The organism is Methylophilus methylotrophus DSM 46235 = ATCC 53528 (genome assembly GCF_000378225.1).
Taxonomy (GTDB): Bacteria; Pseudomonadota; Gammaproteobacteria; order Burkholderiales; family Methylophilaceae; genus Methylophilus; species Methylophilus methylotrophus.
This window is the reverse complement of the sequence record NZ_KB905141.1, coordinates 1,126,087-1,140,362: the sequence shown is the minus strand read 5'-3', so window position 1 is coordinate 1,140,362 and position 14,276 is coordinate 1,126,087. Positions and strand designations below refer to the sequence as shown.

At 51.4% G+C, this 14,276-nt stretch carries 14 protein-coding genes; 7 read left to right on the top strand and 7 right to left on the bottom strand.

The genetic code is table 11. From position 1 onward, the window contains the following. Positions 1 to 2: 2 nt before the first annotated feature. Positions 3 to 422: a secondary thiamine-phosphate synthase enzyme YjbQ gene (locus F463_RS0105580; RefSeq protein ID WP_018986073.1), complete on the top strand. Its 420-nt coding sequence runs from the start codon at positions 3 to 5 to the stop codon at positions 420 to 422. 45 nt (positions 423 to 467) lie between these two features. After that, positions 468 to 755, top strand: coding sequence for a hypothetical protein (locus F463_RS0105575; protein ID WP_018986072.1), 288 nt, complete (start codon positions 468 to 470; stop codon positions 753 to 755). 77 nt (positions 756 to 832) lie between these two features. Here F463_RS0105575 and F463_RS0105570 read toward each other — a convergent pair whose 3' ends face one another. After that, complete coding sequence (locus F463_RS0105570; protein WP_018986071.1) at positions 833 to 2,224, bottom strand: murein hydrolase activator EnvC family protein; 1,392 nt, start codon at positions 2,222 to 2,224, stop codon at positions 833 to 835. A 17-nt stretch (positions 2,225 to 2,241) separates the two neighbouring features. Continuing rightward, on the bottom strand, positions 2,242 to 3,792 hold the full coding sequence (gpmI, locus tag F463_RS0105565) for a 2,3-bisphosphoglycerate-independent phosphoglycerate mutase (protein ID WP_018986070.1): 1,551 nt from the start codon (positions 3,790 to 3,792) through the stop codon (positions 2,242 to 2,244). A gap of 131 nt (positions 3,793 to 3,923) precedes the next feature. Between gpmI and F463_RS0105560 the strand changes: the two genes are divergently transcribed. The 5 genes from F463_RS0105560 to F463_RS0105540 all read left to right on the top strand — a co-directional run bounded on the left by F463_RS0105560 (position 3,924) and on the right by F463_RS0105540 (position 7,551). Next, on the top strand, positions 3,924 to 4,334 hold the full coding sequence (locus F463_RS0105560; RefSeq protein WP_018986069.1) for a rhodanese-like domain-containing protein: 411 nt from the start codon (positions 3,924 to 3,926) through the stop codon (positions 4,332 to 4,334). A gap of 22 nt (positions 4,335 to 4,356) precedes the next feature. Continuing rightward, positions 4,357 to 4,614 carry a glutaredoxin 3 gene (gene grxC / locus F463_RS0105555; RefSeq protein ID WP_026295337.1) on the top strand — a complete coding sequence of 86 codons (258 nt, stop codon included), beginning with the start codon at positions 4,357 to 4,359 and terminating at the stop codon, positions 4,612 to 4,614. Between the two features lie 94 nt (positions 4,615 to 4,708). Next, positions 4,709 to 5,185: a protein-export chaperone SecB gene (gene secB / locus F463_RS0105550; RefSeq protein WP_018986067.1), complete on the top strand. Its 477-nt coding sequence runs from the start codon at positions 4,709 to 4,711 to the stop codon at positions 5,183 to 5,185. A gap of 57 nt (positions 5,186 to 5,242) precedes the next feature. Next, the gene (locus F463_RS0105545; protein WP_018986066.1) at positions 5,243 to 6,235 is read left to right on the top strand and encodes an NAD(P)H-dependent glycerol-3-phosphate dehydrogenase; all 993 of its coding nucleotides are present in this window, start codon (positions 5,243 to 5,245) and stop codon (positions 6,233 to 6,235) included. A 416-nt stretch (positions 6,236 to 6,651) separates the two neighbouring features. After that, the gene (locus F463_RS0105540) at positions 6,652 to 7,551 is read left to right on the top strand and encodes an SdiA-regulated domain-containing protein (protein ID WP_018986065.1); all 900 of its coding nucleotides are present in this window, start codon (positions 6,652 to 6,654) and stop codon (positions 7,549 to 7,551) included. Positions 7,552 to 7,609: 58 nt separating this feature from the next. Here the strand turns inward: F463_RS0105540 and F463_RS0105535 are convergent, their stop codons facing one another. From F463_RS0105535 to F463_RS0105515, 5 genes are all read right to left on the bottom strand, one after another. After that, positions 7,610 to 8,236 (bottom strand): FKBP-type peptidyl-prolyl cis-trans isomerase, encoded by a 627-nt coding sequence (locus F463_RS0105535; RefSeq protein WP_018986064.1) that lies wholly within the window; start codon positions 8,234 to 8,236, stop codon positions 7,610 to 7,612. A 239-nt stretch (positions 8,237 to 8,475) separates the two neighbouring features. Further along, positions 8,476 to 10,113, bottom strand: coding sequence for a chaperonin GroEL (groL, locus tag F463_RS0105530; protein ID WP_018986063.1), 1,638 nt, complete (start codon positions 10,111 to 10,113; stop codon positions 8,476 to 8,478). 46 nt (positions 10,114 to 10,159) lie between these two features. Beyond that, complete coding sequence (locus F463_RS0105525; protein ID WP_018986062.1) at positions 10,160 to 10,447, bottom strand: co-chaperone GroES; 288 nt, start codon at positions 10,445 to 10,447, stop codon at positions 10,160 to 10,162. Positions 10,448 to 10,785: 338 nt separating this feature from the next. Further along, on the bottom strand, positions 10,786 to 11,457 hold the full coding sequence (gene pdeM / locus F463_RS0105520) for a ligase-associated DNA damage response endonuclease PdeM (RefSeq protein ID WP_018986061.1): 672 nt from the start codon (positions 11,455 to 11,457) through the stop codon (positions 10,786 to 10,788). A gap of 73 nt (positions 11,458 to 11,530) precedes the next feature. Further along, positions 11,531 to 14,275 carry a ligase-associated DNA damage response DEXH box helicase gene (locus F463_RS0105515; RefSeq protein WP_018986060.1) on the bottom strand — a complete coding sequence of 915 codons (2,745 nt, stop codon included), beginning with the start codon at positions 14,273 to 14,275 and terminating at the stop codon, positions 11,531 to 11,533. Position 14,276 lies beyond the last annotated feature (1 nt).

Sequence of the window (14,276 nt, the reverse complement as noted above, 5' to 3'; positions counted from 1 at the left end):
GCATGCGACAACAGCACGAAACACTTTCGATTAATGCACAGGGTCGGCGACTGTATGATATTACGCCGCAAGTCCTGCAGTGGGTACAGCAGTCAGGCATCCAAACCGGTTTGCTGACGCTTTATATTCAACACACTTCTGCCAGCCTGTTGATCAATGAAAATTATGATCGCGATGTGCTGGTAGATATGGAAGCCTTTTTCAATCGCCTGGTCCCTGACGGGGATGATTTGTTTATTCATACCGTGGAAGGGCCTGACGATATGCCGGCGCATGTGCGCACGGCATTGACGCAAACCAGTCTGTCTATCCCTGTTTTGCAGGGGCGGGTAGCGCTGGGCCAGTGGCAAGGCATCTTTCTGTTTGAGCACAGGCATTTGGCTGCTCGCAGGCGGTTGCTTATGCATGTGATGGGTGAGTAAACCCAGATTTTTATAACTTAGTAAAACACAAAAGAGGAGATGCGTATGAAGTGGATCACATGTTTGTTAACGATATTCCTGGCATTGGGGCTGATCTCTTGCAGCAAGGAAGAGGAAATGCCTGTTCCGGAAACTGCACCAGCGGCTGAACCGGCAGCCCAGGAGACCCCTGCACCCACAAAATCATCTGGCGGAGGTGGTTATGAGCCGACAGCAGATGAGCGTGTGCCGGGTATTACCATGTCTCAGGAAGAGATTGATAAACAGAATGCAGAAGCGCTTGCAAACACGCCTATGCCTGACATTCCAGGTGAGTCATCCTCTGAGAAATAGTCTTTAGTCTGTTATCAAGGGCGTGAATCAACGTCCTTGTCTCACTTTTTTCTCGCGCCAGTCACGGTTTTCTGGTTTTATTTGACAGTGCTCCACTGCAAGGGATCAAACGGGACGCTGTTACGGCGTAATTCATAATAAACGCCATTTTCTGCGTTACCGCCGCTGTTACCCACGGCTGCAATGGTGTCTCCGGTTTTGACGGCTTGACCTGAGGATTTGTACAAGGCTTCGTTATTGCCATACAAGCTCATGTAGCCATTGCCATGGTCAATCACAATCAGGTTGCCAAACCCACGCATCCAGTCAGCAAATACCACCTGGCCGCCAGCCACGGATTTCACCTCGCTACCTTCTTTGGCACGGATAAAAATGCCTTTCCAGCTGACGCCCGTGTCGGCGCGTGCGGTCCCAAAACGGTTAATCACATCGCCACGCACCGGCAAACGCAAGCGTCCGCGCAGTTGGGCAAAGTTTTCTTTGCTGGCGCTGTATTCAGGCAAGGTTTCATTTTTGGCGATGACGGTGCTGGAGGAGCTACTTTCGCTGTCCTCGACATTGGTTTGCGGTGAGCGCTCAAATGTACGACCAGCAGACTTTTTCTTGCGGGCCTGTTCTGCTGCACGTTGGGCGGCAAGTTTCGCTGCTGCTGCTTTTTCGCGTTTGGCTTTTGCCAGCGCTTCCTGTTCACGCTTTTTCGCTTCCGCAAGCAAGCGCTGGAACAGTTGTGACAACGCCTCTTCGTCTTTTTTCAGGCGCACCATCTGTTGCTCTTGCGTTTCAATCTGTTTGGACAGTTCGTTGAGTGCTTCCGTACGACGCGATTTCTCGCCTTCTAACTTTTGCGTCGTTTCGCTATATTGGTTCGCCAGGCGTTCGGTTTCATGCAGCTGTTCGGTCGTGGCTGCACGGACACGGGCGATGGCTTCCTGGTTGTCTTGCAGTGATTGAATTTGTTGCTGGTGTGCTGCGGTCAGGTAACCCAGATATTTGAGGTTGCGTGTGGTGTTGGCAGGGTCCTGCTGTTGCAACAGCATTTGCAATGGGCTGTTGTTGCCGTGGCGGTATTGCTGGTTAAGTTGCTCACTCAGCGTGTTGCGTTGCTGGTTGACCTGGCGCTGCAGCAGAGATAACTGCTTTTGCAGGTCCTGCAGTTTGCTGCGGTTTTCTTGTTGTGCATCCTGGATCTCACGCAGTTTTTTGCGAGAGGCGCTGATCGCCGTTTCAGAGGCTTTCAAGGCCTCGTGTGCATCCTGCTTGGCGACGCGAGAAGCCTTGAGCGCGTTGGCTAGTTGCTGTATTTTTTCTTTGACCTGCTCCAGGTCGCCTTTAGTCGTCTCCGCTTTGTCATTTGCTGCGGCACTCGCAGGCAGGGCTAAAGTGCCCAGCCATAGACAGAGGCAAACAGTGCAGCAGGAGGTCCATCTTGAGGACTGCTTGGATAGGGCGAAAATGCTGAACTCAGACATGCATCAGGCTTAGCGGCTTAAGCCATTGCATTGAGGGTGATCAAGTTCTTGCCTGTCATTTCTGAAGGTTGGGGAATGCCCATCAGTGACAGCAACGTCGGCGCAATATCAGAAAGCGCACCACCTGCAGCAATGCTCCCTGGGCGGCCAATATAAATAAACGGCACCAGGTTGGTGGTGTGCTGCGTGTGTGCCTGATCGCTGGCATGGTCAAACATGCTTTCTGCATTGCCGTGGTCTGCGGTAATAATCACTTCTGCACCCATTTTCTGCGCAGCGGCTACCACACGGCCAATACAGGTATCCAGTGTTTCCACAGCTTTAATCGCCGCCTGCAGGTTGCCGGTATGGCCGACCATGTCGCCATTGGCATAGTTGCATATCACCGCCTGGTATTGCCCAGACTCAATTGCGGCCACCAGTTTGTCGGTGACTTCAGGTGCGCTCATTTCAGGTTGCAAGTCGTAAGTGGCGACTTTAGGCGAAGGGACCAGGATACGGTCTTCACCATCAAATACCGTTTCTTCACCGCCATTGAAGAAAAATGTCACGTGCGGATATTTCTCGGTCTCGGCGATACGTAGTTGTTTGAGGCCAAGCTTGGAGACGTACTCACCAAACGTGTTAGGAACCGTGTAGGGGGCAAAAATCGGTTCAGCCAGCGTCTGGTTTTTGTCATACTGGGTCAGCGTAAAGTAGTGACTGAAGTGAGGGATGCGGCTACGGGAAAAACCGGTAAATTGCTGGTTGAGCAAGGCGTCAGTCAATTGGCGGGCGCGATCACTCCTGAAGTTCATAAACACCAGGCAGTCACCGTCCTCCATCCGGATCGGGGCGTCATTGGCGGCGCGGATGGCGGTGCATTTGACAAACTCGTCACTCTCATCACGCGCATAAGCCTGTAGTAATGCGGTGAGGCTATCGGGTGCAACATGGTCTGCAATGCCATTGACCAGTAACTCATACGCGACCGAAACGCGCTCCCAGCGTTTGTCCCTGTCCATGCCATAGAAACGGCCACCCACAGAGGCCACTTTGCCTACGCCAAGGGTTTTCAGGTGATCTTCGAGTGCTTGCAGGTAAGGTTGCGCGCTCTTTGGCGGTGTGTCACGGCCATCTAGGAAGGCATGCACATACACTTTGTTCAGGCCTTGCTGTTTGGCCATATCGAGCATGGCGTGAATGTGTGGCTGGTAGCTGTGTACGCCACCGTCAGACAGCAGGCCCAGGATGTGCAGGGCTTTGTCGTTGGCTTTGAGGTCTTGCATGGCATTCACCAGTGCGGGTAACTGGAAAAACTCACCGGTGTGTATGCTGTTATTAATGCGCTCGAAGTCTTGAAAGACGATACGTCCCGCCCCAATATTCAAGTGGCCCACTTCTGAGTTGCCCATCTGTCCGTCCGGCAGGCCAACGTAGTGTTCAGAGGCATTGATCAAGCTATGCGGGTACGTCGCTCTAAGTCTGTCCAGGTTGGGGGTGTTCGCTTGCAGGACGGCATTGAATTCAACGGTCTCGCTGTGACCAAAACCATCGAGAATCAGCAAAATAACAGGTTTGATAGGCATGGCTAAGAATCTTTAAAGTGGTGACGCAATGTCAAATGAATGATTCGTCTATTATAATCGCAACCGCAGGTGACGCCTACCCGAAGGGCGCAGGACTGTGAAAACATAAAGTGAATAGGCAGGTAAAACAAGTGGATTTTTTTAAGCAAAATGTATTGTTGATCGGTTTGGCAATCGGCTCCGGACTGGCCCTGTTGTGGCCCATGCTGAATCGTTCATCAGCTGGAGCAACTGTGCTCTCGGTCACAGAAGCCGTCGTGCTCATGAACCGAAAATCTGCTTTGGTGCTGGATGTGCGTGACGCAGGCGAGTTTGCGCAAGGCCATTTGCAGGGTGCCCGCAACATACCGCTCTCGCAACTGGATGCGCGCAGCAAGGAACTGGAAAAGTTTCGTGACAAACCCGTATTGATTGTCTGCCAGCGTGGCAGCCGTGCCAGCAAAGCGGCCAAGTTACTCAAAGCGCAAAATTTCAGTGCATTGAATGTATTGAAAGGCGGCATGCAGGCCTGGCAGGAAGCCAACATGCCCACTGGCAAATAAGCAATTACTTTAAAGGATCATCATGGCTAAAGTCGTAATGTATACCTCTGCAGTCTGCCCATACTGCATGAATGCGGAGCGCTTGCTCAAAAACAAGGGCGTGACCGAGATTGAAAAAATCCGTGTTGATTTACAGCCAGAGCTACGAGCTGAAATGATGGAAAAAACTGGCCGCCGCACGGTACCGCAGATATTTATCGGTGACCATCATGTGGGCGGCTTTGATGACCTGCATGCGCTGGATGTGCAGGGTGGGCTGGATCCATTGCTGGCCGCATAGATACCTCTTGCTTTTGTCACAAAAAACACATAGTCATGCTGCACGTGTCCGGTTAGAATAGCGGCTTTGTGTATTGATCAATTAAGGATAATTCATGGCTCAGGATTCACAGAACCAAACAGAACAAAACGCAGCGCCCATTTTCAGCATTGAAAAACTGTACGTACATGACGCTTCGATTGAAGTGCCTAATGCGCCTGCCATTTTCACTGAGCGTACCACACCGCAAATCAATGTGGAGCTGGGCAACAGCGCGCAGCAGATCGAAGACGGCATTTTCAACGTGTCTATCAAAGTGACCGTGACTGCCAAAATCGAAGACAAGACTGCATTCCTGGTGGAAGTGAACCAGTCCGGCATTTTTGCCATCCGCAATGTGCCGCAAGAAAACATGGAGCCTATCCTGGCCGTGGCTTGTCCGAATATCCTGTTTCCATATGCCCGTGAAGCGATTTCCGATATGGTGACCCGCGCAGGCTTTATGCCGGTATTGTTGAACCCGATCAACTTCGAAGCGCTGTACCTGCAACAGCAACAGCAAGCTGCACAAGCCGCTGGTGCACCTAACTAATTTATTCAAATCAAGGACATCGCTAGTCACGCTGGTGATGTGTCTGGATAAAGCCAAATGAGTAAGGTCGCAGTTCTTGGAGCCGGTGCCTGGGGCACTGCTCTCGCCATGCATATCGCGCTACAGCACGAGGTTGTGCTGTGGGCGCGTAACAGCGGACATGTTTCCGGCATGCGCAAAGCACGCTCCAACCCGCTTTACCTCGGCGACTTTGCATTCCCTGAAAAACTTTCGGTAGAAGATGATCTGGCGGCTGCCATTGAGGGTGCCGATTTGATTTTATCTGTGGTGCCTACCGCTGGTTTCCGGCCTATCTTGCAACAGCTCAAAGCTTTGGGCATTACACAGCCATTGATCTGGGCCAATAAAGGCCTGGAACCCCAAACGGCCAAGCTGCCTTTTGAAGTCGCGCAAGATGAATTGGGTAGCGAATATCCGTGGGGCGTATTAAGCGGCCCCAGCTTTGCCGCTGAGCTGGTACGTGGCTTGCCGACGGCGATTACGCTCGCTGCCAATCACCGCGAGCTGGCGCAGCAAGCGGCACAGCTGATTCACGGTGGCTGTCTGCGCGTCTACGATAGCACCGATGTGGTGGGCGCTTCTGTAGGCGGTGCGGTGAAAAACGTGATGGCGATTGCCGCCGGGATCTCAGACGGCATGGGTTTTGGCAACAATGCACGTGCTGCGATGATCACGCGCGGGCTGGCAGAAATCACCCGCTTTGGCATGGCACTCGGCGCCAAGGCAGAGACCTTTATGGGGCTGGCTGGGGCAGGTGACCTGATCCTGACCTGTACCGGTCAATATTCGCGTAATCGTGAAGTCGGCTTGCAACTCGCTTCAGGCAAGTCTCTTGAAAGCATCCTCGCCGGTTTGGGCCATGTGGCAGAAGGCGTGAATACGGCGCGTGAAGTCATGCGTCGCGCAGAAACCATCCATGTTGAAATGCCGATTACCTTTGAAGTCAATCAGTTATTGACCAACCAAAAGACTGCGCAAGAAGCTGTCAGTGCCTTGCTCGGCCGCGGTCAGCGTCAAGAATCTGTTTAACCATCCTTCCCAACACCCCTGAGTCGAGTAGCGGCATCTCTTTAGCCGATTTTCGGAACTTGCTTGCATATATTCAGTCTGTCTAGGGCCTGTTAACGCTATTTCAATTGTCGATGTTGCCTCTGTCATCAGTGGTATCAAGGCGTGAGAAGCGCAGTTTGGTTATTCCCAACAAGCGCCGAACAACGCGGAGACCGCTGATGACAGAGGTAATCCTACGGGCTGGAGTCATTTATTCGCTTCGCTACGTTGTCTATCGCTTATGTAGCCAGCTGCGCCAAATCTATTCCTGCGACTCTTTCCGCCTTGCGTAACGAATAAATGCTCTCCAGCAGCGGCAACTGAAATAGCGTTAACAGGCCATAGTGGTTAACTCTCTTATAGGTAGTCCTCTTATGAAGTCTCTAAGGCAGCGCATGGCAAAAGCCGGTTTGGCATTCAGTTTACTGGCAGGCCTGCTTGCGACGCTTTACATGATCAAAGGCGAGGCGCTGGTGTGGCATGTATGGCATCAATTGCATCCGACAGATCATCACGGTCTTGATCTGGCACATTATCAAGTCTCGATAGAGGCGAAGCCGCTTTCTGGCTATAAAAACTTATCTGGAATTACATTTAATCGTGAAACCGGCACCCTTTTCGCCGTCTTGAACGATATGGGTAAGATTATTGAGTTAACCACCGGTGGTGTACCTTTGCGCGAGATCAGTGTCCAAGGTGTCGATGACCTTGAGGGAATTACGCATATAGAGAAAGATTACTTTGTGGTCGCAGACGAGCGGGAAAGTCAACTTTTGCTATTGCAGCTTGGCCCGGAAACGAGGGAAGTGTCGATCAACAATGCCAAATTATTTCGCTTGGGGCTGAACGAACGGGGAAATAAGAATTTTGAAGGCGTGTCCTGGGATAGCTTGCATCATCGCCTGATTGTCGTCAAAGAGCGGGATCCAAAATACGTTATTTCAGTCAGTGGCCTGTATCATCCGGATCAAGCGCAGCTGAATAGGGTCGTGGTTGAACGCATGCCTCAGTATGATCAGGCGATCAAATGGGTGCTGCGTGACTTGTCAGAAGTGTCGCACCACGCACAGTCAGGGCACCTGTTTCTGCTCAGTGACGAATCAAAACTGCTAAAGCAGTTTGACGAATCAGGCCAGCCTATGGGGTCGCTGGCGTTGTGGCAAGGGTTTCATGGACTGCATAAGAGCATACCGCAACCTGAAGGCGTCACTTTGGATGACGCAGGAAATATTTACGTCGTCAGCGAGCCCAACCTCTTTTATGTGTTCAAGCCGCAGTCCAAGCGACCAGTTTAAATAACAAGAAACCCGCCGAAGCGGGTTTTTATTGGTATTGCTGAATAGAGTTTCAGCCTTATTCAATCGCCAATAACTCAACTTGAAACACCAGGGTGGCATCCGGGCCAATCACCGGACCGCTGCCATTCACGCCGTAAGCCAGGTTGGATGGAATGGTCAATTCAAATTTGCTGCCTACATTCATCAACTGTAAGCCTTCTACCCAGCCTGCAATCACGCCTGTTACCGGGAACACGATAGGCTCGCCACGCTCGTAAGAACTGTCAAACACGGTACCGTCTGTCAGGGTGCCGTGGTAATGGACTTTAACGCGGTCTTGAGTGGTGGGTTTGGCCCCATTGCCTGCCACCAGTTGCTTGTACTGCAAGCCACTTGCTGTCGTGCTCACCCCTTCTTTTTTAGCATTCTCTGCCAGGTACGCGGCGCCTTCAGCCTGGTTTTTAGCTGATTTTTCAGCATGGGCGGCGCGCTGTTTTTCCTGGCTATATTTTTGTACCTCTTCGATCGTACTGCGTTTATCAGCATCAGATAAACGTGAAGGGGTGCCTGACATCACATCGGAAATCGCCAGCGCCAACGCCGTTGGATCAATATCCAGGCCGTCGTTTCTAAGCTGGTGCGCCATGTTTTCACCAACGATATAACTCAAGCGCTGGATTAAAGTATCTAACTGATTTGCCATAATGGTAAGTTCTTTCGTAATTTGAATAGATTGCGTTTAAATGGCGCAATCCGTCATTATGGCCGAGAACGCCAGATAAAACAAAACCCGCCAAAGCGGGTTTTGTTTTATATGAGATGCTAATGAGCGCATTTCAACAAGATAAAGCGGGGAGTGCAAGGCGCTTTATCCGCAGACAGTACAATTAAGTACGGCAAGGATAAAGCAACGCAGCAATCCCCGCTTTAGCGACGTTGAAATTACATCATACCGCCCATGCCACCCATCCCGCCCATATCCGGCGCAGCAGGTGCATCTTCTTTAGGCAGTTCTGCGACCATGCAGTCAGTCGTCAGCATCAGGCCAGCGACAGAAGCTGCGTTAGTCAAGGCAGAACGTGTCACTTTGGTTGGATCCAGTACGCCCATTTCAACCATGTCGCCATAGGTTTCGTTGGCAGCGTTGTAACCGTAGTTACCTTTACCAGCAGCAACGTTGCTGACAACCACAGATGGTTCAGCACCGGCGTTAGAAACGATCTGGCGCAGTGGTTCTTCAACCGCACGCAGAACGATCTTGATACCAGCATCCTGATCAGCGTTTTCGCCTTTGACTTTAGCAATCGCGTCACGAGCACGGATCAATGCAACACCGCCACCCGCCACGATACCTTCTTCAACCGCAGCGCGAGTCGCGTGCAATGCATCTTCAACGCGTGCTTTTTTCTCTTTCATTTCAACCTCAGTCGCAGCACCCACCTTGATCACTGCAACACCACCAGCCAGTTTGGCCACGCGCTCTTGCAGTTTTTCACGGTCGTAGTCGCTGGAAGCTTCTTCGATTTGGGTTTTGATCTGGCCGATACGCGCTTTGATCGCTTCTTCGTTACCAGCGCCATCAATGATGATGGTGTTTTCTTTACCCACTTCGATACGTTTGGCTTGACCCAGGTCGTGCAGCTGTACGCCTTCCAGTTTCAGGCCCACTTCTTCAGAAATCACGGTACCACCGGTCAGCACAGCGATATCTTCCAACATCGCTTTACGACGGTCACCAAAACCAGGCGCTTTCACAGCGGTTGTTTTCAGGATGCCGCGGATGTTGTTTACTACCAACGTTGCCAGAGCTTCGCCATCTACATCTTCAGCGATGATCAGCAATGGACGGCCGGCTTTAGCCACTTGCTCCAGGGTTGGCAGCAGGTCACGGATGTTGGAGATTTTCTTGTCGTGCAACAATACAAAAGGATTGTCCAGCAACGCAATTTGGCGCTCTGGGTTGTTGATGAAGTATGGGGACAAGTAACCGCGATCAAATTGCATACCCTCAACCACGTCCAGCTCGTTGCTCAAGCCAGAACCGTCTTCAACAGTGATCACGCCTTCTTTACCTACTTTGTCCATCGCATCAGCAATAATTTGGCCAACAGAAGTGTCGGAGTTAGCAGAGATAGAACCTACCTGGGCGATTTCTTTGCTGGTCGTACAGGGTTTGGATTGCACTTTCAATTCAGCAATCGCCGCTTCAACCGCTTTGTCGATACCGCGCTTCAGGTCCATTGGGTTCATGCCAGCAGCCACAGATTTCATGCCTTCGCGGATGATCGCTTGTGCCAACACAGTCGCAGTCGTTGTACCGTCACCAGCGATGTCGTTGGTTTTAGAAGCCACTTCTTTCACCATCTGTGCGCCCATGTTTTCGAATTTGTCTTTCAATTCGATTTCTTTAGCCACAGACACACCGTCTTTAGTGATGGTTGGCGCGCCAAAAGAACGCTCCAATACCACGTTACGGCCTTTAGGGCCCAAAGTTACGCGCACAGCGTTAGCCAATACGTTAACGCCATTTACCATTTTTTGGCGAACGTCATCACCAAATCTTACGTCTTTAGCTGCCATTTAAATTCTCCTAAATTTCAAATGTGTGGGATCAGTTGCGAGTGAGTTACTCAACAATCGCCATAATGTCTTCTTCGCGCATCACCAACAGCTCTTCGCCGTTGACTTTCACTGTTTGACCGGAGTATTTGCCGAACAATACCTTGTCGCCGACTTTCACGTCCAAGGCAATTGCTTTGCCGTTTTCATCTTTTTTGCCATTGCCAACTGCCTGAACCACACCTTGATCTGGTTTCTCAGTCGCACTGTCAGGGATCACAATGCCAGAAGCAGTGGTGCGCTCTTCAGCAGCGCGTTTAACAATTACACGGTCGTGCAACGGACGAATGTTCATTAGATTCTCCTTGGAGGTTTCCTAAAGTGTTATAGGGATAACGTTAAAACTAAAACAATAAAAGCGGTACGCATTTTAGCACTCACGCACCTTGATTGCTAATTGGGGTGGGATTTTTTGATTTCAAGAGCAAACACGCAAAATTTTTAAGGATTTGTGTTGTGGTGTTGTCGTTTGTAATTCAACTTGAGATTTTTTAATTCAACTCTAGAGTCCCATTCTCAAATATATTCATAAATGTCAGGCAGGAAAGCATTAGACCAAATTTGTTATTTTTTGGTTAAATTGTAGAAGGCAGACATATGAGTTTAAATTAAATGAGTGGTTGAACAGTTGCCTTATCTCAACGATAAGGCCGTGATAGGCCAGATATATTCACCGTTAGTAACGTATATAAAAGAGCCTGGTGTATGCTCTATGACACAGCCACCGGTAAAATCGCCAAATGAAGGGAGCAGGGTCATATTGTTCTGGTGGTGAAAACACGGTAACACCAGGCGTTGCCTGCCTTTTCCTTGCAAGCGAAAAGCTGGATGAATATGGCCAGCTAGGACATGGTGAGTGGGGTGGGGTGTGGGCATGTGTTGCAAGGCAAAGTTGCCAATCAGATAAGGCTCATCTACTGTTTTGATGTTTAAATTGACTGGTGGGTCGCCTGCATGTTTGTCATGATTGCCGCGCACCAGAATGCAGTGCAGCTGAGTGTGACGCGCTCGCCAGTGACCTAATGCGGCGAGGGTGGCAGGTGCATGAGACTTGGGAGCGTGTAAAAAGTCGCCTAAAAAAATCATTTGTTCTGTCGGGTAGTTAGATAATAAGGCATTGAGACGTTGCAAATTGTGGCTGGTGGTCCCTTGGGGGACGGGCTGGCCCAAGGCTCTGTAAGTAGCCGCTTTGCCGAAGTGCGCATCTGCAATCAATAGTGTACGTTGTTCTGGCCAGTAGATCGCTTTGTCGGCTAATAACAGAAGATCCTGCGACTGAATGGTGAGTTTTTGTTCGGAGTTCATGACGCTATATATCGAGCTTACGACTACTTTTTATGATTGTGGTACGTAGCGGCCAAATCAATACGCAGGTTCATTAAAATCCGTGACGTGGTTTGGGCGGAATGATTCTGGTGCGCCGGGGTGTTGTATTTTCTTGTGAACTGTCGCTATGCGCAACCCCGCTGGGTAAGCCCGTTTTACGAACACGTTCCCGCTTTTTATATACTTTTTCCTGCATATTGAATTTCGCCTGTTGAGTCACGCTTTCTTGTGGCATATAAGCACCGCCGCCTGCCGCTTTTTCCAGATCTGCCACCATGCGCGCAATGCGGTCGGCGAGCTTTTCAGAACTACTGCTCTCGCGAAAGCGTTCTACCAGTAATGGGAAAGCAAATGGCGTCGGCCTTTTGATGTGCATCAGTTGTAATTGCTTGCTTTGCAGATGTTGCAAAGTGGTTGATAATCGATCAATTTCAAGCTCCTGTTGCAGCACTTCTTGCTGCGCTTGGCTTAGCAGTAAATTGTTGGGGTCATATTTACGGAACACATCAAAAAACAGGCTGGAGGATGCTTGCACTTGACGTGCACTTTTGTGCGCACCGGGAAATCCGGCAAACACCAGCCCTGAAATCCGCGCGATTTCCCTAAAGCGTCTTTGTGCCAACTCACCGGCATTCAGGCTGCCGATCACATCAATTAGCAGGTGGTCGGTGCTGAAAATATCCTGTTTGAACATCGTTTCCCAATCCACCGGTGTGGCAGAAAGCAGTTCAAGCCCATAGTCGTTCACAGCGATGGAAAAGGTATTAGGCTGATGCTTGCCTGCACGCCACGCAATCAAGCTGGCCAGGCCCAGATGCACACTACGCCCGGCATAAGGGTAGAGAAACAGATGCCAGCCTTCACGCGATTGCATGCACTCTGCCAGCAGGTTGCTGTTCGTGGGAAGTGCAGACCAATCGCTCTGCACCTGTAAGAGCGGTTTGATCATATGCATTTCCGGGCCGTCAAAATGTCCGTGTGCAGCCGAGTCCATGCGTGCGACCATGGCATTGGCGAGCTCGGTAGAAAGCGGCAAACGGCCACCATTCCAGCGCGGGACAGCCGCTTTTTTGCCAGTGGCTTTACGCACAAATGCGGTCATTTCATGCACACGTACCAGCTCTAGCAGGCGTCCGCCAAATAAAAAGTGATCACCGGGTTTGAGTCGTGCGATAAAGTTTTCTTCTACCGAACCCAAGCTTTTACCCGATGCACCCTTGGCCCAGAATTTCACCAGCATGCTGGCATCGCTGACGATGGTACCTACGCTCATACGGTGGCGTCGTGCCAGGTGTGCATCCGGCACATGCCACACACCGTGTTCATCAGGAATCGCACGACGGTAATCCGGATAGGCGGTCAGTGATTCGCCGCCATGTCGTACAAACGCCAGCGCCCAGTGCCACTCGTCATCGGTTAACTGTCGGTAGGCATAACAGCTGCGTACTTCTGCCAGCAAGTCGTCCGCAGAAAATCCTCCACCTAAGGCGATTGTTACCAAATGCTGTACTAATACATCCAGCGGTTTTTGCGGTGATTCGCGCGGTTCGACATTGCGTGCGGCAATCGCATCCTGCGCAGCCACTGATTCAATCAGTTCCAGGCTGTGCGTGGGCACGACCGTCAGCCGGGAAGCGCGGCCAGGCGCATGGCCGGAACGGCCCGCACGTTGCATCAGACGTGCAACGCCTTTAGGCGAACCTATCTGCAATACGCGTTCCACCGGCAAAAAGTCGACTCCGAGGTCCAGGCTAGAGGTGCAGACAACCGCTTTTAGCGTGCCTTCTTTCAGGCCATTTTCTACCCATTCACGGACATTCCTGTCCAGCGAGCCGTGATGCAGAGCGATCAATCCCGCCCAGTCAGGCCGGGCTTCCAGCAGGGCCTGGTACCAGATTTCGCATTGCGAACGGGTGTTGGTGAAAATCAGGCTGTTGGGGCTGGATTCGATTTCCTCCACCACTTGCGGCAGCATGCGCAAACCCAGGTGGCCGGCCCATGGGAAGCGTTCTATGCCAGGCGGTAACAGGGTATCTATGATGAGATTTTTTGCCAGTTTGCCCTGTACCAGTAACGCATTGGACGCATTGGGGATCAGCACGTCCATGGCATGCTGCAAATTTCCCAGCGTCGCCGACAAGCCCCACGTGATCAGCTGGGGCTGCCAGCGCCGCAGCCGTGCGAGCGCCAGTTGCAGCTGCACGCCGCGTTTGTTGCCGATCAGCTCGTGCCATTCATCAACGACGACCATTTTCAGGCTGTCGAAAGTTTCGGCGGCGTCTTGTCTGGTCAAGAGCAACGTCAAGCTTTCCGGCGTGGTAATCAGCGCGGTCGGCAGGCGTTTGGATTGTCGCGAACGCTCGGCACTATTGGTATCGCCGGTGCGTAGCCCGATACTCCAGTCCAAATTTAACGCCTCAACCGGGGCGATGAGTGCGCGCTCGGTATCTGCGGCCAGGGCACGCATGGGGGTGATCCATAACACCGTCAGCGGTTGCGTGATGGCTTTGCGCCTGGCTGATTTTGGCGCTTTTTCAGGATCCGATTTACCTGTTTTTTTTAAAGCAAAGCGCTCAATCGCTGCCATCCATACGGCATAGGTTTTACCGGCACCGGTGGTCGCATGCAGCATGCCGGACTGGCCATGCGTCACCGCCTGCCAGACCTGCAGCTGGAACGGGAAAGGTTGCCATTGATGGGCAGCAAACCATTGGCAGCTTAACGGGAAATCACTGTGGCCTACTGTGTCAGCAGCCACATCCGGTTGGGTTAGCGCTGTAGCAGTTTGCAAAATCATG